The sequence below is a fragment of the Promicromonospora sp. NPDC059942 genome, assembly GCF_042731755.1.
Taxonomy (GTDB): Bacteria; Actinomycetota; Actinomycetes; order Actinomycetales; family Cellulomonadaceae; genus Promicromonospora.
On record NZ_JBHWLR010000005.1, the window covers coordinates 208,987 to 235,238 of the forward strand.

General features: G+C 72.0%; 25 protein-coding genes and 1 tRNA gene. 15 read left to right on the forward strand and 11 right to left on the reverse strand.

Going from position 1 to position 26,252, the window contains the following annotated elements:
- Positions 1 to 149: 149 nt before the first annotated feature.
- The gene (locus tag ACFV9Q_RS10260; RefSeq protein ID WP_377234329.1) at positions 150 to 731 is read right to left on the reverse strand and encodes a hypothetical protein; all 582 of its coding nucleotides are present in this window, start codon (positions 729 to 731) and stop codon (positions 150 to 152) included.
- A gap of 201 nt (positions 732 to 932) precedes the next feature.
- Between ACFV9Q_RS10260 and ACFV9Q_RS10265 the strand changes: the two genes are divergently transcribed.
- From ACFV9Q_RS10265 to ACFV9Q_RS10295, 7 genes are all read left to right on the forward strand, one after another.
- Positions 933 to 2,231 carry a PucR family transcriptional regulator gene (locus ACFV9Q_RS10265; RefSeq protein ID WP_377234330.1) on the forward strand — a complete coding sequence of 433 codons (1,299 nt, stop codon included), beginning with the start codon at positions 933 to 935 and terminating at the stop codon, positions 2,229 to 2,231.
- Between the two features lie 129 nt (positions 2,232 to 2,360).
- Positions 2,361 to 3,347, forward strand: coding sequence for an ACP S-malonyltransferase (locus ACFV9Q_RS10270; RefSeq protein ID WP_377234331.1), 987 nt, complete (start codon positions 2,361 to 2,363; stop codon positions 3,345 to 3,347).
- Positions 3,344 to 4,345: a beta-ketoacyl-ACP synthase III gene (locus tag ACFV9Q_RS10275; RefSeq protein WP_377232121.1), complete on the forward strand. Its 1,002-nt coding sequence runs from the start codon at positions 3,344 to 3,346 to the stop codon at positions 4,343 to 4,345. Before ACFV9Q_RS10270 ends, ACFV9Q_RS10275 begins: the two co-directional genes overlap by 4 nt.
- Positions 4,346 to 4,472: 127 nt before the next feature.
- Positions 4,473 to 4,721, forward strand: coding sequence for an acyl carrier protein (locus tag ACFV9Q_RS10280; RefSeq protein WP_020014121.1), 249 nt, complete (start codon positions 4,473 to 4,475; stop codon positions 4,719 to 4,721).
- Between the two features lie 133 nt (positions 4,722 to 4,854).
- Positions 4,855 to 6,099 carry a beta-ketoacyl-ACP synthase II gene (gene fabF, locus ACFV9Q_RS10285; RefSeq protein WP_377234332.1) on the forward strand — a complete coding sequence of 415 codons (1,245 nt, stop codon included), beginning with the start codon at positions 4,855 to 4,857 and terminating at the stop codon, positions 6,097 to 6,099.
- Between the two features lie 107 nt (positions 6,100 to 6,206).
- Positions 6,207 to 6,692 (forward strand): peptide deformylase, encoded by a 486-nt coding sequence (gene def, locus ACFV9Q_RS10290; RefSeq protein ID WP_377234333.1) that lies wholly within the window; start codon positions 6,207 to 6,209, stop codon positions 6,690 to 6,692.
- 277 nt (positions 6,693 to 6,969) lie between these two features.
- Positions 6,970 to 7,467, forward strand: a complete 498-nt coding sequence (locus ACFV9Q_RS10295) for a DUF3145 domain-containing protein (protein WP_285103962.1) — start codon at positions 6,970 to 6,972, stop codon at positions 7,465 to 7,467.
- 104 nt (positions 7,468 to 7,571) lie between these two features.
- Here ACFV9Q_RS10295 and ACFV9Q_RS10300 read toward each other — a convergent pair whose 3' ends face one another.
- The 5 genes from ACFV9Q_RS10300 to ACFV9Q_RS10320 form a co-directional block, all read right to left on the reverse strand.
- Positions 7,572 to 8,516 carry an HTTM domain-containing protein gene (locus ACFV9Q_RS10300; protein WP_377234334.1) on the reverse strand — a complete coding sequence of 315 codons (945 nt, stop codon included), beginning with the start codon at positions 8,514 to 8,516 and terminating at the stop codon, positions 7,572 to 7,574.
- Positions 8,513 to 9,439 carry a DUF5819 family protein gene (locus ACFV9Q_RS10305; protein WP_377234335.1) on the reverse strand — a complete coding sequence of 309 codons (927 nt, stop codon included), beginning with the start codon at positions 9,437 to 9,439 and terminating at the stop codon, positions 8,513 to 8,515. The genes ACFV9Q_RS10300 and ACFV9Q_RS10305 overlap by 4 nt, the downstream gene beginning before the upstream one ends.
- Positions 9,440 to 9,522: 83 nt before the next feature.
- Positions 9,523 to 10,092, reverse strand: a complete 570-nt coding sequence (locus ACFV9Q_RS10310) for a potassium channel family protein (RefSeq protein ID WP_377234336.1) — start codon at positions 10,090 to 10,092, stop codon at positions 9,523 to 9,525.
- 112 nt (positions 10,093 to 10,204) lie between these two features.
- Positions 10,205 to 11,443, reverse strand: coding sequence for an RtcB family protein (locus tag ACFV9Q_RS10315; RefSeq protein WP_377231226.1), 1,239 nt, complete (start codon positions 11,441 to 11,443; stop codon positions 10,205 to 10,207).
- Between the two features lie 112 nt (positions 11,444 to 11,555).
- Positions 11,556 to 13,154 carry an MFS transporter gene (locus ACFV9Q_RS10320; RefSeq protein ID WP_377234337.1) on the reverse strand — a complete coding sequence of 533 codons (1,599 nt, stop codon included), beginning with the start codon at positions 13,152 to 13,154 and terminating at the stop codon, positions 11,556 to 11,558.
- 159 nt (positions 13,155 to 13,313) lie between these two features.
- On the opposite strand from ACFV9Q_RS10320, the gene ACFV9Q_RS10325 reads away from it, so the two are divergent.
- From ACFV9Q_RS10325 to ACFV9Q_RS10355, 7 genes are all read left to right on the forward strand, one after another.
- A tRNA-Ile gene (locus ACFV9Q_RS10325) sits at positions 13,314 to 13,387 on the forward strand.
- A 162-nt stretch (positions 13,388 to 13,549) separates the two neighbouring features.
- A complete protein-coding gene (locus tag ACFV9Q_RS10330; protein ID WP_377234338.1) occupies positions 13,550 to 13,786 on the forward strand; it encodes a hypothetical protein in 237 nt (78 codons plus the stop codon).
- Positions 13,787 to 13,815: 29 nt separating this feature from the next.
- Positions 13,816 to 14,310: a DUF6879 family protein gene (locus ACFV9Q_RS10335; protein WP_377234517.1), complete on the forward strand. Its 495-nt coding sequence runs from the start codon at positions 13,816 to 13,818 to the stop codon at positions 14,308 to 14,310.
- Positions 14,243 to 15,178: a DUF5753 domain-containing protein gene (locus ACFV9Q_RS10340; protein ID WP_377234339.1), complete on the forward strand. Its 936-nt coding sequence runs from the start codon at positions 14,243 to 14,245 to the stop codon at positions 15,176 to 15,178. Before ACFV9Q_RS10335 ends, ACFV9Q_RS10340 begins: the two co-directional genes overlap by 68 nt.
- A gap of 46 nt (positions 15,179 to 15,224) precedes the next feature.
- Positions 15,225 to 16,040, forward strand: a complete 816-nt coding sequence (locus ACFV9Q_RS10345) for an HAD family hydrolase (protein WP_377234340.1) — start codon at positions 15,225 to 15,227, stop codon at positions 16,038 to 16,040.
- Between the two features lie 227 nt (positions 16,041 to 16,267).
- On the forward strand, positions 16,268 to 16,750 hold the full coding sequence (locus ACFV9Q_RS10350; RefSeq protein WP_377234341.1) for a hypothetical protein: 483 nt from the start codon (positions 16,268 to 16,270) through the stop codon (positions 16,748 to 16,750).
- Between the two features lie 138 nt (positions 16,751 to 16,888).
- Entirely contained in the window at positions 16,889 to 17,701 is an 813-nt protein-coding gene (locus tag ACFV9Q_RS10355) for an HAD family hydrolase (protein WP_377234342.1), read from the forward strand.
- Between the two features lie 97 nt (positions 17,702 to 17,798).
- Here ACFV9Q_RS10355 and ACFV9Q_RS10360 read toward each other — a convergent pair whose 3' ends face one another.
- The 4 genes from ACFV9Q_RS10360 to ACFV9Q_RS10375 all read right to left on the reverse strand — a co-directional run bounded on the left by ACFV9Q_RS10360 (position 17,799) and on the right by ACFV9Q_RS10375 (position 24,986).
- Positions 17,799 to 20,495 (reverse strand): polysaccharide lyase family 1 protein, encoded by a 2,697-nt coding sequence (locus tag ACFV9Q_RS10360; protein ID WP_377234343.1) that lies wholly within the window; start codon positions 20,493 to 20,495, stop codon positions 17,799 to 17,801.
- 160 nt (positions 20,496 to 20,655) lie between these two features.
- Positions 20,656 to 23,466, reverse strand: coding sequence for a hypothetical protein (locus ACFV9Q_RS10365; protein WP_377234344.1), 2,811 nt, complete (start codon positions 23,464 to 23,466; stop codon positions 20,656 to 20,658).
- Between the two features lie 122 nt (positions 23,467 to 23,588).
- A complete protein-coding gene (locus ACFV9Q_RS10370; protein ID WP_285103938.1) occupies positions 23,589 to 23,738 on the reverse strand; it encodes a hypothetical protein in 150 nt (49 codons plus the stop codon).
- Positions 23,739 to 23,864: 126 nt separating this feature from the next.
- A complete protein-coding gene (locus ACFV9Q_RS10375; protein WP_377234345.1) occupies positions 23,865 to 24,986 on the reverse strand; it encodes a M15 family metallopeptidase in 1,122 nt (373 codons plus the stop codon).
- A gap of 194 nt (positions 24,987 to 25,180) precedes the next feature.
- Here ACFV9Q_RS10375 and ACFV9Q_RS10380 point away from each other — a divergent pair, with 194 nt between their 5' ends.
- On the forward strand, positions 25,181 to 25,750 hold the full coding sequence (locus ACFV9Q_RS10380) for a hypothetical protein (protein WP_377227657.1): 570 nt from the start codon (positions 25,181 to 25,183) through the stop codon (positions 25,748 to 25,750).
- 34 nt (positions 25,751 to 25,784) lie between these two features.
- On the opposite strand, the gene ACFV9Q_RS10385 is transcribed toward ACFV9Q_RS10380, so the two are convergent.
- Positions 25,785 to 26,159 (reverse strand): DUF2255 family protein, encoded by a 375-nt coding sequence (locus tag ACFV9Q_RS10385; RefSeq protein WP_377234346.1) that lies wholly within the window; start codon positions 26,157 to 26,159, stop codon positions 25,785 to 25,787.
- Positions 26,160 to 26,252 lie beyond the last annotated feature (93 nt).

Here is a 26,252-nt window from a genome sequence, read left to right on the forward strand (position 1 = left end):
GCGGGCAAGTAGGGAGAGGGGGGGAGAAAAGCCTCCCCCGGGGGGAGAAAAAAAGCGCCCCGCCCCCCCGCCCCCCCTTTCCCCCGCAGCTCTTTCTCGTTCGGCGCGCGTTCCGCGGGCGTTCCGCCGGCGTTCCGCGCCGTCCGGCGCTACCCCTTCTCGGCCGCCGCGATCGCCTTCGCCAGCTCCGCCTGCAGCGGCTTGACCGTCTTGGTGTCCGGGTGCAGGTCCAGGGCGCGCAGGTGCTGCTTCGCCTCGAACACCCGGTCGGCCTCCAGCGCCGCCAGCACGAGGTGCTTGCCGACGACGGGCGAGTGCTCCCGCACCCGCCAGTGCCCCACTCCGAGGCCCAGGGCCTCGACGGGCATCCCGTTGGCGCGCAGGATCGCCAGCCCCTCGGCCAGGGCGTTGCCGTCCGGGTCCCGCTCGGCGGCGGTGATGAACCGGCGGACGGCGCCCTCCGGGTCGTCGGCCAGCGACAGCCGGCCCAGCTCGATCAGCGGGTACCAGCCGCGCGGATGCCCGGCCAGCTCCTCGGCGAGGGACCAGACCGCCAGGTCGGCCTCGCGCTGCTTCGACTCCGGGATCTCCTCCGAGTAGTCCCGCAGCGGGTCCTCCAGCGTCGGGTCCTCGGCGGCCCGCCGGCGGACGATCTCCGCCAGGGCGGCGAACGCCTCCTCGTTGTTGGGATCGTCGGTCAGCTGCGCTCGTAGCGCGTCCTCGTGTCCCACGTCCCCACGCCGGGGTGCCGACGGTGACGGCCGGCGGGCCCCGACCGTGGACGCAGACAAGGGCCGACGGATGAGTCGACGGAGCCGGTGCATCAGGGCCATGCCTCGACCCTACAGTTTCTCACCCGCACTCACTGGAGGAGCACTGTCGCGAAAGTCCGTTTGTGGACTCCCCACAACTGAGGCTCGTATGCTGCCGGGGTGCCAGCAACGCGACGGGCCGCTCGAGGCAGCGCCCAGAAGACCGACCGGGAGGCCGGGCAGGCGACCGACCGCAGCGCCGACCAGGACGCCGGTCAGGCACTCGACGCGGGCCCCGAGGGCACCACGGAGCCCGACGCCGGTCTGGACCCCGCCGGCTTCCCGATGAACCTCCAGCGCGTCCGCGAGGCCAGCGGCGTGCTCACGGCGGCGGCGATGCGCCGCCTCGACGAGGACCTCAACTGGTACCGCGATCTTCCTGCCGAGGACCGCTCCTACGTGGGCCTCGTCGCCCAGGCCGGCATCAACGCGTTCACCTCGTGGTTCACCGACCCGAACCGACCGCCGCACGGCGTCAGCGAGATCTTCGCCGCGGCGCCCACCGAGCTGACCCGCTCCATCTCCCTGCAGCACACGCTGCAGCTCGTGCGCGTGGTGGTCGACGTCGTCGAGACGCACTCCGACCGCATCGCCGCCCCCGGCGGCGAGCGTGACCTGCGCGAGGCCGTGCTGCGCTACTCCCGTGAGGTCGCGTTCTCCGCGGCCGAGGTCTACGCCCGCGCGGCCGAGTGGCGCGGCGCCTGGGACGCCCGCCTGGAGGCGCTCGTGGTCGACGCCCTGGTGCGCGGCGACGGCGACGACTCGCTGCGCTCGCGCATTTCGGCCCTCGGCTGGAGCGGCCGGGGCAACGCGCTCGTGGTCGTGGGGCTGGCGACCGAGGAGCTCGACGAGATCCGCACCGCCGAGATCCGTCGGGTGGCCCGCCGCGCGGCGGGCGACGCGCTCGTCGGCATCCACGGCGACCGGCTCGTGCTCGTGCTCGGGGGCGAGGGCGATCTCGTGGCCGCGGCGACGTCGCTGATGTCGCGCTTCGGCACCGGGCCCGTGGTGATCGGCACGCAGGTGCCCAGCCTGACCGACGCCCCGCGGTCGGCCCGCTCCGCGCTCGCCGGCCTCACGGCCGCGCCGGCGTGGCCGCAGGCGCCCCGCCCCGTCATGGCGGACGACCTGCTGCCCGAGCGCGTGCTGACCGGCGACTACACCGCCCGCGCCACGCTCATCGCCCAGGCGTTCACCCCGCTGCAGGACGCCGGCGGCGCCGTGCTGGAGACCCTCTCGGCCTACCTCGGCACGGGCCGCTCCCTGGAGGCGGCCGCCCGCCATCTGTACGTTCACCCCAACACCGTGCGCTACCGCCTGCGCAAGGTCTCCGAGATCACGGGCTGGGACCCGCTCGACGCCCGCGAGTCGTTCGTGCTGCAGGTGGCGCTGGCGCTGGGCCAGCTCGGCCGGGGCTGACCCCGGCGAGACGTACGTCACTAACCTGCGCCCGATTCGGGCGCCTTGTAGGTTCCCGACAAGGGCCCCCGACCAGGTTGGTACAGGTCGCGACGTCCCGGGAGCGGCTCGGGTTGGCAGAGTGGACGCGTGCTCGCCGTCGTCTGCCCTGGACAGGGCTCTCAGACCCCCGGGATGCTCAGCGACTGGCTCGAGCTGCCCGGAACCGAACAACGCCTTGCGGCAGCCTCCGAGGCCGCCGGCCTGGACCTCGTGGCCCACGGCACGACGTCGGACGCGGACACGATCCGCGACACCGCCGTGGCCCAGCCGCTGATCGTCACCACCTCCCTGCTCGCGCTGCGCGCCCTGCTCGACGGCCGCTCCGCCGCGGACGTCGTGGACGTCACCGCCGGCCACTCGGTCGGCGAGCTGTCGGCCGCCGCGGTGGCGGGCGCCCTGACCGACGACGGCGCGGCCGGCCTGGTCGCGCGCCGCGCCCGGGCGATGGCCACGGCCGCCGCCGCCGCGCCGTCGGGCATGAGCGCCGTCGTGGGCGGCGACCCGGACGAGGTGCTCGCCGCGATCGAGGCCGCGGGCCTGTGGCCCGCCAACGTGAACGGCGCCGGCCAGACCGTCGCCGCGGGCGCGCTGGAGGATCTCGCCAAGCTGGCCGAGAACCCGCCGACCCGCGCCCGCGTGATCCCGCTGCAGGTGGCCGGCGCGTTCCACACGCGGTTCATGGACGCGGCGCGCGCCGAGTTCGAGCCCGTCGCCCTCGGCTGGGACTCCGCCGACCCGACGCTGCCGTTCCTCGCCGACCTGGACGGGACCGCCTACACCGGCGGCGCCCACGGTCACGGGACCGGCGCCGACGTGCTGCGCAACATCGCGGGCCAGGTCACGGCCCCGGTGCGCTGGGACCTGATCATGACGAACCTCGCCGAGCGCGGCGTCACGGGCCTGCTGGAGCTCGCCCCCGGCGGCGTCCTGACGGGTCTGGCCAAGCGCGGCCTCAAGGGTGTCGAGACGGTGGCGGTCAAGTCGCCCGCCGACCTCGACGCGGCCCGCGAGCTCATCGCGGCACACAGCAACGCCCTTTCCACTGGCACGAGTGCGACCGGAGCAGCCCAGTGACCACCCTGCAGCAGGCCCAGCCCACGCAGTTCTCGAAGATCCTCGCGATCGGCGCGGAGCGCGGCGAGCTCGTCGTGACGAACGACGACATCGCGGGCCCCATCGACTCCTCGGACGAGTGGATCCGCCAGCGCACCGGCATCGTCACGCGCCGTCGGGCGGGCGCCGACAAGGACGTGCTCGACCTGGCCGAGGCCGCCGCGAAGAAGGCGCTGGAGTCCGCCGGCCTGGTCGGCGCCGACATCGACGCGATCATCCTGTCGACGATCACGCACATGCACATGACGCCGTCCGGGGCCGCGATCCTGGCCGAGCGGATCGGCGCGACGCCCGCGGCCGCCTACGACGTGTCGGCGGCCTGCGCCGGCTACGCGTACGGCATCGGCCAGGCGGACGCCCTGGTCCGGGCCGGTCTGGCCCGGCACGTGCTGGTGATCGGCGCCGAGAAGCTCAGCGAGATCATCGACCCGACCGACCGCTCCATCTCGTTCCTGCTGGGCGACGGCGCGGGCGCCGCGATCGTCGGCCCGTCGGACACGCCGGGCATCGGCCCGACGGTGTGGGGCTCGGACGGCTCCAAGGCCGACGTGATCCGGCAGACGCACTCGTGGACCGAGTGGCGCGAGGACCCCTCGCTCGGGTGGCCCACGCTGCGCCAGGACGGCCAGCCGGTGTTCAAGTGGGCGAGCTTCCAGATGGCCCCCGTCGCCGAGAAGGCCATGGCGGAGGCGGGTGTGACGGCCGAGGACATCCAGGTCTTCATCCCGCACCAGGCCAACATGCGCATCATCGACCAGATGAAGAAGCAGCTCGGCCTGCCCGACAGCGTGGTGATCGCGCGCGACATCGCCGAGACCGGCAACACGTCCGCCGCGTCGATCCCCCTGGCGGCCGAGCGGCTCCTGTCCGAGGGACAGGCCAAGTCCGGCGACCTCGCCCTCCAGATCGGCTTCGGCGCGGGCCTGGTCTACGCCGCACAGGTCGTGGTGCTGCCGTAGCCAGGGTGCGGCCGGGGTCGCGGGACGTCCCGTTGTGCATTTCGGTCGCAGGATGCGCCAAGATCTGACCAGCAAGACTCCGGTGCCCGACGGCGCCGGTGACCGTTAACGAAAGATAGGAAGTCCCATGGCCAACACGGACCAGGAGATCCTCGAGGGCCTCGCCGAGATCGTCGCCGAGGAGACGGGCCTCGACACGGCCGACGTCCTGCTCGAGAAGTCCTTCACGGACGACCTCGACATCGACTCCCTGTCGATGATGACCATCGTCACGCACGCCGAGGACAAGTTCGGGGTTCGCATCCCGGACGAGGAGGTCAAGAACCTCGCGACCGTCGGCGACGCCGTGAGCTTCATCAAGGGCGCCCAGGACTGAGCCGCCCCCCGACGGCGGCGGCGCGGCCGGCTGAGATCCACCGGCCCGCGCCGCCGTCGGGCATCCGCTGCCCACCAGGCAGCACCCAGAGAGCACCTGCCCCCTTCGTCCCACCACCCTCGGGAGCATCATCATGACCTCCGCACGCGAAGTCGTCGTCACGGGCCTCGGCGCCACCACACCGCTCGGCGGTGACGTGGCCTCCACGTGGGAGGCCGCGCTCGCCGGCGTGTCCGGTGCGCGCACCCTGGAGAACGACTGGGCCGAGAAGTACGGGATCCCCGTGACCTTCGCCGCCACCATCAAGGTGGACCCGGCCGAGGTCCTGTCCCGCCCCGAGACCAAGCGCATGGACCCGTCCGCGCAGTACGCGATCGTCGCGACCCGCGAGGCCTGGGCCGACGCGGGCAGCCCCGAGGTCCCGGGCGAGCGGCTCGGCGCCGTGGTCTCGTCCGGCATCGGCGGCATCCAGACCATCCTGGACGGCTGGGACACGCTGCGTGAGCGCGGCGCCAGGCGCATGCTGCCCATGACCGTCCCCATGCTCATGCCGAACTCGCCGTCGGCCTACGTGTCGCTCGAGCTCGGCGCCCGCGCCGGCACGCACGCGCTGGTCTCGGCCTGCGCCTCGGGCGCGGAGGCCGTGGGCTACGCCGTGGAGATGATCCGCTCCGGCCGCGCCGACGTCGTCGTCGCCGGCGGCACCGAGGCGTCGATCCACCCGATGCCGCTGGGCGCGTTCGCGGCGTCGCGCACGCTCTCGCTGCGCAACGACGACCCGGAGCACGCCTCCCGCCCCTACGACGTCGACCGCGACGGCTTCGTGCTCGGCGAGGGCGCGGCCGTGCTGGTGCTGGAGAGCGCGGAGCACGCCGCCGCCCGCGGCGCCCGCGTCTACGCCAAGGTCAGCGGCGTGGGCCTCTCGTCCGACGCGTACCACATCACCTCCCCCGACCCCGAGGGCACGGGCCAGGTGACGGCCATGCGCTTCGCCATGGAGGACGCCGGCGTGACGGCCTCCGACATCGTGCACGTCAACGCGCACGCCACCTCCACCAAGGTGGGCGACCTCACCGAGACGGCCTCGATCCGCAAGCTCTTCGGGTCGGACGCCGACCACGTGCAGCTCTCGGCCACCAAGTCGATGACCGGCCACCTGCTGGGCGGCGCCGGCGCCATCGAGTCGGTGTTCGCGATCAAGGCGATCGCCGAGCGGCTCGCCCCGCCCACGATCAACGTGGAGAACCCCGACCCCGAGCTGCAGGTGCCGCTCGTGCGCAACGAGCCGGCCAAGCTGCCGGGCGGCGACATCGCCGCGATCAACAACTCGTTCGGGTTCGGCGGGCACAACGTCGCCCTGGTGATCCAGAACGCCTAGACCGAGGTACGTGTCAGACGCTCAGGTCACCCCGGTGACCTGAGCGTCTGACATGTCCGGGGTGTGCCGACGGCGGCCCTCGGGTCCTGACATGGGAGAATGTGCGCATGGCAATGCGTGAGATCCGACTGGTTCCCGACCCCGTGCTGCGCACCCCGTGCGACACCGTGACGACGATCGACGACCGTGTACGCGGGCTGATCGCCGACCTGGTCGAGACCGTGGACGACGAGGGGCGCGCCGGGCTTGCCGCCAACCAGATCGGTGTCTCGCTGCGCGCGTTCTCGTGGAACATCGAGGGCGAGATCGGCTACGTGATCAACCCGCGCATCGTCGAGCTGGGCGAGGAGCAGCAGGACGGCGGCGAGGGCTGCCTGTCCGTCCCCGGGCTCTGGTACCCCACCGTGCGCGCCAACTACGCGCGGGTGGAGGGCATCAACCTGGACGGCGAGCCGATCACCGTCGAGGGCACCGGGATCATGGCGCGCTGCCTCCAGCACGAGACCGACCACCTCGACGGCATGGTCTACCTGGACCGGCTCCAGAAGGAGACCCGCCGGGCCGCGATGCGGGAGCTTCGCGCGCGCCTGTGAGGGACTTCGGCTCCTTTTCGTACAAAACACGCATGTGGGATGAATCATCAGGAGATTCGTCCGGGCTCTAGTGGCGGTACGTCCTTTTAGGCAAGAATGTGCCGCACGAACTCGTCGTACGAAGTGATTCTTTCGGTGACATGCGCGTCGTTTCGCCTCGCATGTCTCCGATGGATCGGGCAGGATGTGGTCCGAAGCACCGCTGTGCAGCCGACCACAGCGTCACCGCCCTGGTGAGGACGTAGGGGAAGACGTACCTCGAACCAGGGAGGAAGACATGGCCGGTGTCATCACGCGGGGTGTGCTTTTTGTGCATTCCGCACCTCGTGCCCTGTGCCCCCACATCGAGTGGGCCGCGGGGAACGTCCTCGGCGTGCGCGTTTCCATGGACTGGACCGCGCAGCCTGCTGGGCGCGGCCTGTACCGCGCCGAGTACTCGTGGCAGGGTCCGCAGGGTACGGGCGCCAAGCTGGCGTCCGCCCTGCGCGGGTGGTCCCACCTGCGGTACGAGGTGACCGAGGATCCGAGCAACGGCGCCGACGGCGCCCGCTGGTCCCACACCCCGGACCTCGGCATCTTCCACGCCATGACCGACGTGCACGGCAACGTCGTGGTGCCCGAGGACCGGGTCCGCGCCGCGCTGGAGCTCGCCGACCCGCGCGCCATGCGGGACGCCCTCGACCTCGCCCTGGGCGCCGCCTGGGACGACGAGCTCGAGCCGTTCCGCTACGCCGGCCTGGGCGCGCCGGTCCGCTGGCTCCACCAGGTGGGCTGACCCGGCACCTAGGTGCTGCGGTCGGTCGACCTGCGCTCCGCGCCAGGTGTTGACCACAGCAGTTGCTGCCAGAACGCCCACCGGCTTGGCAGCAACCGCTGTGGTCAACGCCGTATCGCGGGGCGCGCGCGGCGTCGGCGGGCGGGGTGTCGGGTGGGGGCGGGGAGGAACAGGCAGTCGCCCGCCATCATGAAGAGCGAGAAGAACGGCAGGCCCATGACGACGGCGATGCCGGCGTGCATGGCGAGCGCCCCGGCCACGGCGGCCGTCCGCGTGTGGCGTTGCAGCAGCAGGAGCGGGAACGTGAGCTGGAGCGCGAGGGTCCCCCATGTCACGGCGGCCACGAGCCAGCCGTTGGCCGCGATGAGGTCGGCCAGTGGGGGCCACGGCCGGAACTGCGGCAGCGACAGCGGGTAGTAGACCGCGGAGCCGTCGCGCCACTGCTCCCCCTGGAGCTTGAACAGCCCCGACAGCACGTACACCAGGCAGATCTGCGCGCCCACGGCCAGCACGGCGGCGTTGTGCAGCAGATTGCGCACCTGGGTCCGGCCCGGTTCGCGGCCCGGCTCCAGGGCCGACGACGGCGGCGCCACCGGGGCTGATGCCGCGCGGTCCGCGCGGCGCTCCCGCCGTCGGGCATCCAGGGACCAGTGGGCCGACGTGTCCGCGAAGCAGAGGTAGACCAACAGGATGCGGGAGATGTTGTCGCCCTGGTCGGCGATGAGCGGGTTGATCGCGGTCAGCCCCGACCAGCCGAGGAGCAGCAGCGGCACCGTCCAGCGGGCGTGCCAGCCCGCGGCGACCAGCAGTGCGACCAGGAGCAGCGCCGCACAGCCCGTCGTGAGCAGTGGACCGCTGGTCAGGGCGTGCCCGCCGAGCGGCGTCGTCCAGCGTCCGCCGGTGCCCCACAGGGCCTGGCGCGCGGGGAAGTTCACCACGACGCACCCGGCGACACCCAGGCCGAGCACGATGCGCATCAACGCGACGCCGTAGGTCGCGTGGGCGCGGACGGTCATCCAGCGGACGCCGGCGTCGAGCAGGCGGGTCACGAGGTGCGCTCGCGGAGCGCGTCCCAGGTCGTGCGGAAGGCGCCGTCGTCCTGCCCGGGCACGACGACGGGCGGACGAGCGCCGAGCAACAACTCGCTCGGCGCAGGGCGCTCGCTGCTCCCCTGCGGCGCGACGGCTTGGCGCAGCACGCTCACCTGGACGTACGCGGGCTCGGCAGCGCCGTCCGCGGGAACGCCCGGGCCCGGCTCGGCCAGGTCGCCAGACGCCCGCAGCACCTGCGTCGCGTACGCGGCCGCCGCTTGGTCCAGGCCGAGGTAGGTGTCGACGGCGTCGGGCGCGCCCCCGACGTCGAGCAGCGCGGCCCGGAGGTCGGTCCAGGGCCCGGCGTCCTCGTTCGACGCGCTGCCCCCACCCGACCCGTCGACTGCCACGTCCCCGCCGCTCCCCCTGACCGGCGACACCAGCACCACCTCGCGCCCCCGCTCCGGCAGCGCGAGGTAGGCGGCGCGGAGGTCGGAGGCCAGGCGGCGCGACGGGCGCTCGGTCGCCGCCGGGAGCAGGTGCCCGGTCAGCGCGCGGACCTCGACGGCCGTGGCGTCGATCCAGGGCCCGGGCACGAGGTCGCCGTCGGACCCACCCACGTACACGCCCCGCACCCGCAGGGAGTACTCGACGTGCAGGGGTGTGGGCGCGAAGACCGACCAGTTCTGCGCGAAGACCGGCGTCATGTAGCCCTCCAGCGCCCGCTGCACACCCGTCGACGGCCGGTCGCCGGCCGACTCCCCCTCGGGCCGCCCGGTCAGGTAGCCCGGCGCCGCCCAGACGAACGTGGCGGCGAGGTGCGCGAGCAGCACCACCCAGACCAGGACGACGAGCCCGCGGACCCGCGCCGAGACGGCTGGGGCCTCCGGCGGCGCTGCCGGGCGGGGGCGGGCGAGAGTCTCGCCCGGGGTGGTGCTCACCGCGCACAGGGTGCCAGAGACGCCGCCCCCGGTTCCAGTCCCCGCCGGTCCGCGTCAGTCAGCCCACCGGCGTCTGGTTCAGGTCAGCCCCCGCCCGACCGCCCCCGCTGCACCGCGCCGAGGAGCACCCGGATGCCCAGGCCGAGGATGACCAGGTCGAGCAGGATCTGCCCGGAGACGAGCAGCCGCACGGCGTCGGTCTGCGCCACGATGTCCCCGAAGCCGACCGTCGCGAACGTCGAGATCGTGAAGTAGAGGGCGTCGGTCCGGCTGAGGGCCTCGCTGAACGTCGCAGGCTCGCGGGTGCTGAGCGTGAAGTAGGTCGACGCGAACAGGAGCAGGAAGAACGGGACCAGCGTCGCGAGGGCCTGGACCGCGCGCATGCCCGGGAACCGGGACCGCACGATGGCGCGGATCTCCCAGTACGACGTCGCGCCGAGCGCCGCGAGGCCGACCGCCAGGACCAGCGCCAGCGACGGCACCGAGAACCGGTCGAGCGGCAGCACGTAGTAGAGCGCCACCAGCAGGCCCGACGTCGCGAACGCCCGCAGCAGGCCCAGGGCGATCAGGGTCCGACGGCGCCGCTTGGGCAGGGAGCGCACGTCGTGGTTCTCGGCGGTGCCGCCGTCGTGCTGCGGTTCACGTTCCTCCACGTCGGCCACCTCCTCGACCTGGAATCAACTGTGGCCCCGGACGCAGAAGGCGGCCACCGCGACCCGGATTTCCGGACCACGACGGCCGCCTTCGCTCAGCCCCGGAAGAGGCTCAGCCCTTCACGCAGAGCACCGTCCGCAGCCGCGCCACGACCTCGACGAGATCGGACTGCGCCGCGATCACCGCGTCGAGGTCCTTGTAGGCGCCGGGGATCTCATCCAGCACCCCCTGGTCCTTGCGGCACTCGACGCCCGCGGTCTGGGCCGCGAGGTCGTCCAGGGTGAACTCCTTCTTGGCCTTGGTCCGCGACATCCGCCGGCCCGCGCCGTGCGACGCCGACCAGTACGACTCCGGGTTGCCGAGCCCGCGCACCACGTAGGAGCCCGTACCCATCGACCCGGGGATGAGGCCCAGGTCGCCCTGGCCCGCCCGGATCGCGCCCTTGCGGGTGACGATCAGCTCCGCGCCGTCGATCTGCTCGCGCGCCACGTAGTTGTGGTGCACGTTCACGCCCTCGTCGAAGGTGAGCTCCCGGCCGCCGTCGGGCAGCTCCGCGAACTCCTCCCGGACCGCCTGGACGGCGAGCGCCATCATGACCGCCCGCGAGCGGGCGGCGTACTCCTGCGCCCACCAGAGGTCGTTGAGGTACGCGTCCATCTGGGGCGTGCCGGAGAGGAACACGGCGAGCTCCCGGTCGACGAGGCCCTTGTTGTGCTCCAGGTCCTTGGCGATGCGGACGTGGTGCTCGGCGAGCTCCTTGCCGATGTTGCGGGAGCCGGAGTGGAGCTGGAGCCAGACCTGGTCGTCCTGGTCCAGGCACACCTCGACGAAGTGGTTGCCGCCGCCGAGGGAGCCGAGCTGCTTGCGCGCCCGGGTCTCGAGCTGCCGGACCTTGGGGTGGAGGGTCTCGAACCGGTCCCAGAACATCTGCTCGCCGCGCAGCCGCTCCTGGCCACCGGACCCCTTGACGGGCCGCAGCCGGCGCAGGTCGACCTGCTCGTCGTGCGAGTGGAACCCGACCGGGATGGTGGCCTCGATCCGCTTGCGGAGGCGGGAGAGGTCGTCGGGCAGGTCACTGGCGGTGAGCGAGGTGCGGACGCCGATCATGCCGCAGCCGATGTCGACGCCGACGGCGTTGGGCGACACGGCGTCGCGCATGGCGATGACGGAGCCGACGGTCGCGCCCTTGCCGAGGTGGACGTCGGGCATCACGCGGACGCCCTCGACCCAGGGCAGGGCGGAGATGTTGCGGAGCTGGTTCAGCGCCGCGTGGTCGACGTCGTGCTCGTGCGCCCACATGAGGGTCCGGGCCCGGGCGCCCGAGAGGGCGACCGGGAAGTTCGAGGACATGGGAGTGCTCCAGTCGTGTTGGGGGTGTGGCTCGCAGAACCTACGGGCGGACGTCGGGCGCGCGCCAGGACATTTCCTATGGACGCGGGCCGGCGCCGGGCCAGGGCCGGGTTCAGCCGAGGTCCGTCCCGTCGAGCGAGGACGAGGGCTTGTGGTCGGGCAGCCGCAGCATGCGGAAGGAGTTGCCGAGTCCGACGAGGCTTGCGAGCAGCGGGACGAGCAGGGCCACCTGGAGGGAGCGGTTGCGGGCCTCGTCGTTGATGGCGAGCACCTCGGCCTCGACCTCCGGGGGCTGTCCGGTGATCTGCTCGGCGAGCGCGGTGTTGCTCATGACCTCGGCGTCGGTCTCGAGCGCGGTGGCGATCTGCTGCTGCTCGGCCTCGGGGATGACCGGGTTGTCGGCGGTTAGCTGGTTGAAGCCGAGGGCGAGGGCGGCGAGCAGGATGCCGCCCGACATGGCGAGCCCGAACGAGAGGCCGAAGGACCCGGCGGCCGAGTTGACGCCGGCGGCCTCGCTGACACGCTCCTCCTCGATGGGGGCGAGGGTGTAGTTGTTGAGCTGCGAGACGAGCAGGCCCAGGCCGCAGCCCGTGATCGCGAGCGGGAGCACGAGGTACCAGCCGCTGTCGACGCGCGGGACGAACGGGATGATGACGGCGATCCCGAGGCAGGCCAGCAGGAACCCGGTGCGGATGATCGCGGCCGGACGCCGGTTGCCGCCCCGCCGTCCCGCCACGAGCGCCGCGGCGAACATCGTGAGCGAGAGCGGGGTCAGGGCGAGGCCCGCCTGGAGGGCGTTGTACTCCAGGGTCATCTGCAGGAACAGCGGCAGGGCGATCATGGCCCCGCCCAGCGTGACCTGCTGGAGCATCTGCCCGGTGACCCCCGTCGTGAAGGTGGGGTGGCGGAACAGGTCGGGGTCGAGCAGCGGGACCCGGCGCTCGCGCTCGCGGCGCACGAGCCAGCGGGCGAGCGCGACCAGCGCCACGAGCCCGACCAGGATGAGCACGCCGACGAGCTCGCCGCCCTCCTGCCAGACCAGGATGCCGAGCACCACGCCGCCCATGCCGATGACGGACAGGATCGCGCCGACGACGTCGACCTGGCGGGAGCCGGTGTAGGGGACGTCGCGCACCAGCCGGATCTGGGCCAGGACGACGGCGATGATGAGCGCCTCCAGCCCGAACCCGACCCGCCACGACAGGTACGTGGTGACGAACCCGCCGAGCAGCGGGCCGACGGCGGCGGCGATCGCGGCCGCCGCGCCGACCATCGCGTACGCCTGCTTCTGGGCGCCGCCCTCGAAGTTGCCGTGGATCAGCGACTGCATCGCGGGCAGGAGCAGCGAGGCCCCGAGCCCGCCGATGATCGCCCAGAAGATGACGATCGCCGTGAGGCTCTGGGCGAGCGTCATCGCCAGCGCCCCGGTCGCGTACGCCAGCAGCCCCAGCACGTACGCGCGCTTGCGCCCGATCAGGTCGCCGACCTTGCTGTTGATCAGGATGAACGCGGCCGAGACCAGCGCTTCGAGCGCGATGGCGGACTGCACTCCCCCGGCCGTGGTGTCCAGGTCCCGGATGACGGCGGAGATCGACACGTTCATCAGCGAGGTGTCGACCACCAGCACGAACATCGCGGCGGAGAGCAGCAGCATCAGCCGCCGGCTCCGCGCGGTCACGGCTTCGGTGCCCTCGCCCGGTTCGGTACCCATGTCGCCGTCCTTGGCTCACGGGGCGGGTCGGCAGCCCCCGGCCGTGCCACCCGTCGCTCGCTTTCGAGCGTACCTAGGCGGACGCCGTCCCGCCGCGTGGGTTCTCACCTGCACCGACTGTCCGAGGCAGTAGGATCCTTGCGCGGCTTGTGCCGCGCGGCCCCGTTAGCTCAGCTGGTCAGAGCAGGAGACTCATAATCTCTCGGTCACAGGTTCAAGTCCTGTACGGGGCACCGTTCTGAACTGGACGTTTGACCGAGCCGTGACGATCAGTCAAGCGCCGAATGGCGCAGAAATGGCGCAGAGCCCGATCACAGGCACCCCTTGACGCACTCAGACAAGGCCACCCACGATGGCCTGGCTGTTTCACCTGATTTCTAGCGAGGGAGACCGTCATGCGCGTGCAGTTCCTTGGCAAGGACCCGGAATCGAGCGACACCAACTCGCCGACCCTGTTCGCCACCGACCGGCAGGACCGCACCTCGTACCTCGTGCAGGGGTGGCGGGTCACCGACCCGGAAGCCTTGGCCGGCGTCGGCGAGATCCCGGCGCACGAGACGATCGTCGAGATCCCGGTCGAGATCATTGACATGGCGATCAAGCACCGCCAGGAGCAGGGAGGCGTGTCCTGACCCCGGCGAGCGACTCGTCGTGGGGCGAGCTGTTCCAGACCTTCGAGCACAGTGCTTTCCGCCTGGAGGTTCGAGACGACTACAACTCGCCGGCCGAGCAGGAGCCGCTCGGGCGCTGGCTGCGTGACGGAGACCTGGATCAGGGGTGGCGGGCCGGCTGGTTCGAGCAGCTCGCCACCTGGCAGCGCGAGGGCAAGCGGTTCCACCGCGTCCGAGTGGTCTCCGTCCCGCTGACGCCCTACAGCGAGTGGGCGATCCAGATCGCGGGCCGCTCGAACGCCGAGGGCGACGACATCCGCTATCTCGACCGGGCCGACGCCGGCACCCTGCCCGACTACGACTACTGGTTGTTCGACTCTCGGCTCGTGGCCAAGATGCACTTCGCGGACGACGACGAGTTCGTCGGCTTCGAACTCATCGACGACCCGGCCGTGGTGGTCGAGCACAACTACTGGCGTGACGCCGCGGTGCACGCCTCCACCACGAGAGACGAATTTGCCACGAAGCACAGTCAACAGCGCTGACGTCCGGGACGCCCGCAACGAGCTAGGCGCCCGGCTGCGTGCACTGCGGCGAGCTGCTGGCCTCTCAGGCCGGGAGCTCGCCGCAGCGCTCTCGTGGCCACCATCGAAAATCTCCAAGCTGGAGAACGGGCAGCAGACGCCCTCGGACGCGGACGTGCGGGCCTGGACCCGCGCCGTCGACGCCGTCGATGAGACCGACAGCGTGCTCGCCCAGCTGCACACACTCGTCACGCGGTACGCCGAGCTGCAGCGGCTGCTGCGTGGCGGCCAGGTCCAGGTGCAGCAGGCGGCCGGCCGCCGCGAGTCCGGGACCAAGGTCTTCCGCATGTTCGAGTCGACCTTCGTCCCCGGGCTCCTGCAGACCGCTGACTACGCCCGCAGTCGGCTCGCACAGAGCGCCCGGGTGTTCGGGCGCCGCGTGCCGATCGAGGACGCCGTCAGTGAGCGCCTGCGGCGTCAGGAGGTCCTGTACGAGCGCGGCCGGGTCTTCCACGTCGTGATCACGGAGCCGGTGCTGCACTACGCGCTCAGCTCGCCGGAGGTGCTGCTGGGGCAGCTCGATCGGCTCGTGACGATTGCGATGCTGCCGAACGTGCGCCTGGGTGTGATCCCGATCGATCGACAGGTGGCGATCGCGCCGGCACACGGGTTCTGGGTCTATGACGACGACCTGGTCGTGGTCGAGACATTCGGTGCCGAGCTGAATCTCTCGCAACAGGCCGAGGTCGAGCTGTACACGAAGATCTTCGACACCCTCGCGCTCGACGCGGTCTATGACCGGCGGGTCCGGACCCTGATCGCGAAGGCCGCGGACGCGGTCGGCGAACGGCTCCCAGACCACCCGGCAGTCAAACTGGAGAAATTCTGAGAAACTTCCTCGCTGGCCCGGTTGCCTGTCAATAATCTCCACGGGCATGGAGACCATGCCCGAGAGCTCGGCGCCGCGCGCCGCCACCCCAACAGGCCGCCGCCTTGTGGCGAGCGACATCGACGGGACCCTGTTGCGCACCGGCGAGCCGGCAACGCCCAACGTGCGCCACGCGGTGAACGCCGTCCTGCATGCTGGACACCACCTGGTGCTTGCGACGGGTCGGTCGCTGATCGGGGCCGTGCCGGTCGGGGTTCAACTCGGCCTCAACGACACGTGGGTTGTCGCGAGCAACGGGGCGATCACGGCGCGCCTGCACCGCGATCGGTACGAGCTCGTCGAGCAGCACGACGTGAACGCCGAGACCGCCATTCGCGTGGCGCTCGGGCAGTCACCGGCCCTGCTGGTCGCAGCCGAGATCACTGGCGCCGGCTGGCGCGTCAGCCGGCGGTTCCCCGCGAGCTCACTCAATGGCCCGCAGTACGTCCGGCCACTGACGGAGGTCGCGGCCAACCCAACGCCGCGCGTCGCGTTCCACGGCCCGGACGCGCACCGGATCGTGCCCGCGCTGGTCGCCTACGGCTTCACCGCGATCGCCACCCGGCTCGACTGGGTCGACGTCACGGCACCCGGCGTCAGCAAGGCCACGGCACTGGAGAAGGTCCGCGAGCAGCTCGGCGTCGAGAGCCACAACACAACGGCGCTCGGCGACGGCGAGAACGACGTCGAGATGCTGCAGTGGGCAGCGGACAGCATCGCGATGGGCCACGCCTCCCCGTTCGTCGCCGGGGCCGCCAACCGAAGCACCGGCAGCCTCGACGACGACGGCGCTGCGAGCGCCCTGTGGTCACTGCTGAGCTGAGGCCCGCCGGCGGACGCAGGAGACGTGCGGCCACCCGCCATGGATGTCGCGCCCGCGGTCGAGCACCTCGACGAGCACGACGGCGTCGGGTAGGTGCCACTGCAGCCGGAGCCAGACCCAATGCCATGCCGATTCTGGCCGCCCTGCATCTGTCGCCTGCTGCCTGCCCGGCGGAGGGCCGGTGCGATGTACCTGGAGGAGTGAAACTGCGGTCATACTTTCTGACCGTGGAGACCGAAGCAGCGTCATCGATACCCTGGGAATTCGTCGGAACGGCGGCGACCTCGCTGCTCGGAGTGGTTGCTCTCTGGCTGAAGCGGGCGCGGAGCACCCACGTGCGCGACGAGGTCGAGCAGGACCAGCGGATCCTCGCCAACCTGCACGAGGAGTCGACCATGCGGACGGTCCTGCAGGAGTCGATCGACACCAGGGTTCGGCGGCTTGCGGCGTCGACCGACAAGGCGAGCCGGGCAAAACGCGATCCGTTCGGGGTGGGCCTGGCGATCTTCTTCCTCGCCCTCGCCGTCGCCTTCGGTTGGTGGGCCGTGCAGGGTGGTTGGTGGCTTCTCCTGTGGCTGCCCGCCGCGTTCTTCGCGTTGCTCGGCCTGGTGGGCCTGTACCAGGACGGCAGGAAGGTGCTGCGCGACGGCGAGGGCAACGAGATCACGAAGCCCCGGACCTCGCGCAAGAAGCGAGCGGGCCGATTCTGATGGTGCGGTGCCTCAAGGCCGGGAACAGCGACGTGGTCTGGCTGAACGCATGATCCTGGGGGAATTTCCAGCCTGATCGCCGGGCATCTCGCCGTGTCCGCCCCACCTGGGCCGGAGAGCACCAATAATCTCCAGAACATGACGACCGAGCCCCCGAGCGCGGCGCCGGACGCGAGCTTCGCCACCCGGCTGATGATCGCGTGCGACATCGACGGGACGCTCCTGCGCACGGGGCACCCGCCGACGTCGGCCGTTCGCCACGCGATGGGCGAGGTCCTCGGGGCCGGCCATCACGTCGTCCTCGCCACCGGGCGCTCCGTGCTCGGCGCGGTCTCCGCCGCGCTGCAGCTCGGGCTCACGGACGTCTGGATCGTCTCGAGCAACGGCGCGGTGACCGCGCATCTGCTCGGCGAGCACTACCAGGTGGTCGAGGAGCACACCGTCGACGCCGTCCTGGTGATCGACGTCGCGCTGAAGGAGGCACCGGCCGTGCGGGTCGCCGCCGAGATCGTCGGCGAGGGCTGGCGGGTCAGCGCCCCCTTCCCCGCCCACGAGCTCAACGGCGCCCAGCACCAGGCGCCGATCGGCGAGTTCCTGGTCAACGCGACGCCCCGGATCGTCCTGCACGGACCCGGCGCCGACCAGATGGTGCCCGCGCTGGTGGCACGCGGCCTGACGGCGATCGCCACCCGGCCCGACTGGGTCGACGTCACCCCGCCCGGCATCTCCAAGGCCTCCGCGCTGGCGAAGGTGCGCATGGAGCTCGGTGTCGAGGCGAGCCGCACGGTCGCGATCGGCGACGGCGAGAACGACGTCGAGATGTTCCGGTGGGCCGCGTACGACGTCGCCATGGGGCACGCCCCGCCGTTCGTCCTAGCGGCCGCGTCGTACAGCACGGGTTCGATCGACGACGACGGCGCCGCGACGGCACTGCTCTCCCTGTTGAACTGAGCCGTACCCACCCGCGGCGACGAGGAACGCCCTGGGGAGGTATCACCGCACTCCCCAGGGCGTTCGTCTCAGGCACCGGCCCGTCGGGCCGGCGCGGTCACAGGTTGACGGTGGTCCCCCCGATCGTCACGACCAGCCGCCCGTCGGAGGCGAACGTCCAGTTCAGCGCGCCGGAGTACTGCGCGCACCGGGACCCGTTAGAGCCGGACCACCACTGGTTGCCGCCCGCGTCGGTGCCGATGATGCGGTCGTTCGACCCGCTGTTGCACGACGTGTTGTCGCGGAACGTCGACGAGCCGCCGTCGAAGTTGAAGTTCCGCTCCGCGCTGCCGATGCTCAGGTTGTTCGAGACCGTCAGCGACCCCAGGTTCCGGTTGTAGCCGAAGCCGTGCTTGCCGTTGTCGTACGCGATGCTGCGCCGCACGACGTGGTTGACCGAGATGTCCTCGCCGCCCAGCTTGTAGCCGTTGCGGTCGCCGTTGCCGGCCTGCGAGCCGTCGGACAGGGTGCCGTTCTCGTACGAGAGCGAGTCCTCGATGGTCACCGCCCCGATGGGGCCGGTGTCGTCCTTGGTGTACAGGTCCCAGCCGTCGTCGATGTTGTTGTGGGACACGGTGTACCGGAAGACGTTGCCCGAGCCCACGGTGAGCTTGGGCGCGAAGCCGTCGGCGTCCTCGCCGTCGGAGTCGGCGTTGTCGTGCGACTCCGACGACACCACGAGGTTGTTCGACGGCCAGTCGCTGCTCGGCGCGCCGGCGGTGTACCGGGAGATCTGGAGGCCCGAGTCGCGGTTGAACCGGGTCACCACCCGCTCGATCACGTTGTTGTCGCCGCCGAGCAAGATCCCGTTGTCGCCGGCGTGCTCGACGACGATGCCGCGCAGGTGCCACCAGTCGCCGCCGATCGCGATGCCCCGGTTGGCGGGGTCCTCGCTCTGCGCCGAGAAGTTCAGCACCGGGGTCTCGCCCGGGTAGGCGAACAGCTCGGTGCGGTTGCCCGAGGTGCCGCTGTTGCCCGGCGGGATGTCGACCGTCTGCGACAGGTTGTAGGTGCCGCCCCGCGCGTAGATGGTGCCGCCGGCCGCGATCCGGCCGATCGCGGAGGCCAGCGTCGTCGGGTCGGACTCGGTCCCCGAGGCGCCGGAGCTGCCGCCGGGCGCCACGTAGAGCGCGTCCGCCGTCGGCTCCTCACCGGGCTCCTCGCCCGGGTCCTCGCCGCCCGGGTCCTCCCCGCCGGACGGCGTACCCGCGTACGTCTCCAGCTCGGCGATCCGCGGCGTGGCCGACGACGCAGTGATCTCGAAGTTGATCTTGCTCAGCGAGGTGGACGCGAAGCTGATGACGCCGGCGCCGCTGCCCGTGGCCAGCACCGCACCGTTGTCGTTGTTCACCACGCGCCACGTGCCGATGTTCCCGACGGCGCCGGACGCCTCACGGACGTTGATCGACGACACCGTGGTCGCGGACCCCCACTTGACCGAGACGCGCCCGGTCGAGCTCGCCGGTGACCAGTAGGTGCTCGTGCTGCCGTCGAGCACGTTGCCGTAGCTCGTGCCGCTCGCCTTGCTGGAGCCGTCGGCGCCGGCGCCGAGGCTCAGGTTGGTGCCGGCCGGCGGCTCCGTCGGCGGGTCGGTCGGGTCGGTCGGCGGATCGGTCGGGTCGGTCGGCGGGTCCGTGGGGTCGGTCGGCGTGCAGCTCCCGTCCGAGACCTGCAGCCCGGTGTTCGCCCCCGCGGTGTCGGCGACGACGGCGGGCACGCAGCTCGCGGCGTCCAGCGGGTAGGAGTACGGGATGCTCACGGAGGTGTTCGACGTCGGGTTCGGGCCGGCCGGGTTGTTGTCCTCGCCCGGGCTCGACCACGTGACGTTGTCGAAGACATTGCCCGCGACCTGCCAGAAGCCGGCCTGGTCGGTGTAGAACGTGCCGAGCACGTCCTTGGAGTCCTCGAAGTAGTTGTTGTCCACCTTCGCCTTGGCACCGGCCCGCGAGTTGATGCCCGACTCCACGAGGCCCACGTAGTGGTTGTTGTAGATGTGGGCGATGCCGCCGCGCAGCAGCGGCGTGCGGGAGTTGAGGTTCTGGTACAGGTTGTGGTGGAACGTGACGAACCCGTTGGAGAGGTCGCTCTCGCTGGAGCCGATGAGCCCGCCGCGCTCGGAGTTGCGCAGGACGCTGTACGAGAGGGTCACGTACTTGGTGTCGTTCTTCATGTCGAAGAGGCCGTCGTAGCCCTCCGACTCGCCGCCCGAGGCCAGCAGCGTGAGGTGGTCGGCCCAGACGTTGCGGACGCCGCTCTCCATGCCGATCGCGTCGCCGCCGTTCGACGTCGGCGAGCCCGACTTCTTCACGTTCTGGACGGTCACGTTCTGGATGATGATGTTGCTGGACTCGCGGATGTGGATGCCGATCTGGTCGAAGACGGCACCGCTGCCGACGCCGACGATCGTCACGTTGCTGATCTGCTTGAGCTCGATCACGTCGTCGGCCGTGCTGCAGCTGCCGCCCGAGACCTTGCTGGTGTTGCCGTGGTTGATGGTGCCCGACACCTCGATGATGATCGGGGTGCTGCTGCTGGCCCGGCTGCACAGCGCCGTGTGGATCGCCGTGCCCGTCGTGGCCCGGACGGTCTGGCCGCCGGCGCCGCCGGTGGTGCCGCCGTTCTGGGTGGCGTACCCGGTGGCCGAGCCGGTGGCGGCCGCGGCGTCCGGCACGGACTGTGCGGTCACCCCGATCGCGACGGCGAGGGCCGTCGCGGCCACCGCCGAGAGGATCTGGACAGCTCTTGGTCGTCTCATCTCATTGCCTCACGTTCGTCGTTGAATGCGGGACATTGCTGTGGTGCGCGCAGCGGGTGAATACGGGTAACCGGTTTCCCAGATCCTAGTAACCGGTTTCTCGGATGGCAACCCCTCTCTCGCCCGGGTCCGAGAGCGCCGGGACGAGAGGGTTGGCCGGTCAGCTGTGCCGGCGACGGAACCAGAGCAGAGCCAGGCCCGCGCCGACGGCGATCACCGCCGCCGCCAGCGCGAACAGCACGTTGGCGCCGGTCGCGGCCATCGAGCCGGGCGCGCCGCTGTCGTCCGTGCCGGAGCCGTCCGAGCCGGACCCGTCGTCTCCCCCGCCGCCCGGACCACCGGACCCACCCGGGGTCGGCGTCGCGGATCCGGAGTCGGTGGGCCCAGGCGTCGAGCCCGAGGGCGACGGCGACGGGTCGGTCACCGAGGGCGACGGCGACGGATCGCTCGGCGACGGCGAGGGTGACGGCGACGGCGACGGCGGGTTGAGCACCTGGTTGACGATGGTGCACTCGACGTCGTCGTCGTCCTCGACCCGGACCGTGTCCTCGTCGAGCATCTCGCCGCCCACGCAGTCGACCTCGACCTGTTCGTAGTTCCACTCGCTGCCGGACTCCGCGAGGTCGTAGTCGCCGGCGGCGACCGGCACGTCGGTCACGTCGGGGCTGCCGTCGTGGCCGGACAGCGGCGTGGGGCCGATCGCGGTGAGCTCCCAGTCGTCCACCGGCACGACGTCGTCGACGACCTGCTTGTGCAGCGAGAGCTCGCCGGCGAGCCAGTGGTTCGTCACCGTGCAGACGACGTCGTCGCCCGGCTCGACGACCACCGTCGAGCCCGTGACGCGGGCGCCGTCGCACTCCCAGGCCAGGGCGGTCCAGCCGTCCTCGCCGCCGGTCTCGCCGAGGTCGAACCGGCCCGGCTCGACCGACACGTGCGACACCTCGGGGCTGCCAGTCGTGCCCGAGAGCGACGCGTCCGGGCCCTGCGCGGTGAGCGTCCAGTCGGTCGGCCCGGCGTCGCCGGTGTAGCCCCGGGCGTCGAGCTCCTTGACCAGCGTGAGGTGCGGCAGCTGGGCCGTGTTCGTGACGGTGCAGGTGACGTCGTCGCCCGGTGCGAGCGTGACCGTGCTGCCGGCCAGGGTGCCGCCGTCGCAGGCCCAGCCCGCGGAGTCGTACCCGGACCAGCCGTCGCTCTCGGCGAGGTCGTAGGCGCCGACGGGGATGTGCACCCCGGTCACGGCGTCGCTCCCGGAGGCCCCCTCGGCGACCGCCCGGCCGGCGTCGTCCGTGGCGGTGAGCGTCCAGTCGGCGGGGTCGGCGGAACCGCCCTCGACCTCCTTGACGAGCGTGAGCGTCGCCCCGATGTACGTGTTCGTGATGGTGCACACGGCGTCGTCGCCCGGGCCGACGGTGACCGTGGCCCCCGACTGGCCGGAGGCGCCCTCGCACACCCACTCGCCCGGCTCGTACCCATCCGGGCCCGCCGCCTCGGCGAGGACGTGGTCCCCCTCGCCGACGGTCACGTGCGAGACCTCCACGCCGCCCGAGGGGCCGGTGATCGTGCCCGGGCTGCCGTCCTCCTGCGGGCCGGCGGCCGAGAGGGTCCAGTCCGCCGGGGCGGCCGGGCCGCCGTCGACGACCTTGACCAGGGTCAGGTGCGGCGGCACCACCGTGTTGGTGATCGTGCAGGTCACGTCGGCGCCGGTCGCGACGGTGACCGTGCTCCCGGTGAGGGCGCCACCCACGCACTGCCAGGCGCCGGCGTCGAAGCCGGTCCAGCCGCTCTCCGAGAGCGTGTAGTCGCCCGCGGGGACGGCCGCTGCGGTCACGGCGTCGGACCCGGTGGACCCGCTGACCGTCGCGCCGTCACCGGCAGCGGTCAGCTCCCAGTCGGCGGCCTGCGCCGTCGTCGTGCCGGCGATCTGCTTGACCAGGGTGAGCTGCCCGCCCTGCCACGTGTTGGTCGCGGTGCACACCACGTCCTCGCCGACCGCGATCTGCACCGTGCCGCCCGCGCCGTCCCCGGCGGCGGAGCCCCGGCACGACCAGGCGCCCGTGTAGCCGGCGGGCCCATCCTCGCCGAGCGTGTACGTGCCCGGCAGCACGGCCACCGCGGTGACGTCGTCGGACCCGGTGGTCCCGGACAGCGACCGGAGCCCGTCCGCCGTGAGCGTCCAGTCCGACGCCGCGGCCGGCCCGCCGGCGACCTCCTTGACCAGCGTGAGCGTCGGCAGGACGTCCGTCGGGGAACCGACGTTGCGCACCGTGCAGGTCGCGGCCTGCCCGAGCTCCAGCGTGACGACGTCGCCCGTCAGGTCCGCGCCGTCGCAGGTCCAGCCCGCGTTGCGGTAGCCGTCCGGTCCGCCCTCCTCGGACAGGGTGTACTGCCCGATCCGCAGGGGCCGGTTCGTCACGGCCTCGGAGCCGGAGGCACCGCTGATCGACTCGGGGCCCTGCGCGCGCAGGGTCCAGTCCTCGGGCGACGCCGTGCCGCCGTCGACCTCCTTGACCAGCGTGAGCCCCGGCTTGATCGCCACGTTCTCGACGGTGCACGTGAGGTTCCCGCCCGCCGTGACCGTGACCTCCGGCGTGGGGTCGGCGATGTCGGCGCCGCCGCAGTTCCAGGCCTCGAACCCGTAGCCGGACACGCCGCCGGACTCCGAGATCTTGTACGTGCCGGCCGGTACCTCCAGGGACTGCACGCCGTTGAGGCCGTCCCCCTCGATGACCTCGCCGGTCGCGACGTTCTCCGCGTGCATGGTCCAGAGCTCGCGACGGCCCTCGGACGCACCGGTGTCGAGGTTCTCGATCCGCTTGAACAGAGAGAGCCGTCCCGTGCCCTCCTGGGCGAACGCCCCGGACAGCCCCGGCACCAGGAACGTCACCGCCAGGAGCAGGCACACGGCCACGGCAGTGCGACGCCGGGTGGTGCGGTTGATCGATGTTCCGGGCGAAGGCGTCGCAGTGCTCACGGGTCCCCTGTCTGTGACTTTGCAACGACATTAACCCGCATGCATCGACCGCGCCTGCGTAAGAAAGCCGCCGGCCCGGCGCCCCTGCAGCGGGCGCCGGACCGGCGGGAGAACGTCGTGCGTCAGACGCGCCTGCGGCCGACCAGGCCGATGATCAGGCTCGCCACGAGGACGATCACGCCGATCCAGATGAGGAACTGACCGATCTCGGTCGCGACACCGAGGATCACGAGGGCGACACCGATCAGGATGAGGATGAGCCAGCCGGGCATGTCTATCTCCTTCCACCGCGCGGGCGCTGGGTCGCGCCGCGTTCTTCCGACCTTGACCCGGTCCGGGTTCACTCGCACGGCGAAAAAGACAACACGGTCAAAACACGCTCGGCTGGGTGGGCCCCGTCAGTTCGCGCGAGCGAGCGTCGACTGCCAGTGCCACGGCTCCGGCACGCGCCCGTCCGGCTCGGCGAACGCCGGGTGCGTCCAGCCGTGGGTCGCGGCGTTGGCCTTGAGCCAGTTGTACGGCGCGGTGTCGAACGTCTCGACGCCGCCCCCGATGTCGACCGCGAGCCCGAGCCCGTGGTTGGAGCAGCCGGGCGGGGCGGCGATCGGCGAGGACGGGTCGTACAACTCCTCCTGCGTGGCGTACGTGCGGTAGGCCGAGTTGATGGTGAGGTGCTGCCCGAACTCGGCCTGGAAGGCGGCGTCCAGCGCGATCAGCCCGTCCAGCACGTCCGCCCGCACGACGAAGTCGGGCGCCCACGGGATGGGCGCGAGCGCCTCGTCCGGCAGGAGCCCGCTGTCCGGGTCCCAGACCTGGTCGGGTGCGGGGCAGCTGACGGCGTCCTGTGCGGTGACCAGCGCCTCCGTGGCCATGGTGACGACGGAGCGGGTAGTGGTCAGGTCGTGCTCGGCCTGACCCAGGTCGGCCAGGTCGGTCCCGGCGAGGGTCGCGTCCGCGGCGGCGTCGACCGCGGTGCCCGAGTCCAGGGCCTCCCGCAGCTGGGAGCGGACGTCGTCGTCGACCCCCTTGCCCTCGGTGGCGGCGTAGATCTTCTCGGCGCGCTTGCCCGCGCCCGCGAAGCTCTCGCGGGCCGACGTGACCTCGCTGCGGGCGAGGTCCACCATCGAGGCCCGCACGGCGTCGGACGCCGCGGCGAGGGACGCGGCGGTGTCCGACGTGCCGACGGTGAGCCGCGTGAGGAACGGCTCGGCCAGCAGGTTGTCGGCCTCCGCGATCTCGGCCGACAGGGCCACGCGGGTCCCCGGGTCGGCGACCCGCTCCGACGAGGTGGCCAGGAGCTGCGCGGCCGCGACCTTCTGGTCGCCGAGGTTCTCGACGTCCGAGACCAGGTACCAGGCGAGCCCGGCCAGGCCGAGCAGCACGACCACGACGATCGCCGCGGCGAGGGAGATCCGCAGGGTGCGCCGACGGCGGGCCTTCGCCTCCCGCCGCTCTCTTGCCGATCCGTCGGCCTTCGCGTCCGTCGGTTCGGCGGGCGGCGCGGCGTTCGTCAAGGTCACGAGGCCAGAACCTACGGCACCCGGGAGGCACCCGCCGACCGATCAGGGGGTGAACTGTGCCACCTTCGCACGGTTGCGCGCCGGACCGGCGTCAGCAGGTCCGAAGGGGCGACGGACCGCGTCCGGGGCCGACCTGCCGACGTCGCGCCGCGGGCTGCACGGCCCGGGCGCCGGTCCCCACTAACGTGGGGCCCATGGGGTTCCGTTCGTGGTTCGCGCACCGCCCGCAGAAGGCCGTCCGCCGCACCGTCCGCTCGCACCGCACCGACTCGGTGCTGGCCCGGGCGGCGCTGGTCACCTCGGCAGGCGAGGCGTGGGCGTTCGCCACACGCGCCGAGCTGCTGCTGATCTCCGCGCCCGAGGCGGCAACCGGCCAGGGCGACACGGAGTCGCGGGGGGCCCCGTCCGTCGTCGTGCACCGGGAGTGGGCCGACGTGGACCGGGCGACCTACGACACGGACTCCAACGTGATCCGCGTGCACTGGGTGGACGGCGACGAGCCGACGCCGCTGACGCTCGACGGCCGCCGCACCGTGCTGCCCCAGGTGCTGCGCGAGCGGGTGCAGTGGTCCGTGGTCCTGGCGGAACCGGTCAAGCTGCCGGGCGGGCGGTCCGCCCGCGTGGCGGTCCGACGCCGCGTCGACGGCGAGCTGTTCTCCCAGGTGATCGGTGGCAGCGACGTCGACCTCGCGGACCCCGCGACCGCGGAGGCGGTCGACGCCGCCGAGGCGCGGGTGCGCAGCGCGGCGGGGCTGCCGGCCTGACCGTGCTTGCCCGGCTTACCCGGGGCGGCCGCGCTCAGTCCTGCGGGACCACGCGCAGAGTCGTCGCGACCACGGCCGGGCCGACCACGGTGTCGACGATGCGCTTCTCGTACTTGCCGTACTTGGCGCGGTAGGCGTCGTCGAGGGACGCGTGGACGTCGTCGTCCGGGACCTCGAAGCGGACGTCGCGCTCGACGCCGCCCACGCGGACCCGGCCGGTGCCCGAGGCCTTGGCGCGGCGGAACCAGCCGTTGTCCGGGCCGTAGGCGGAGCGGACGTACACGTCGTCGCCCACCCGCGCCGTCCAGATGATCACGTACGGGCGCAGGGTCCCGTCGGGCCGGTAGGACGAGACCCGCAGCTCGTCGGTGCCGTCGACCTGCTTCAGCTCCTGCTCGGTCCAGCTCATCGCTGCTCCCTCCTGGCGCCCCCTGGCGCCGCCTGCGCCGACCGCGGGGCACGGCCGGCCGTCCCACGGTGCAACACCTCGGTCGGCGCGGGG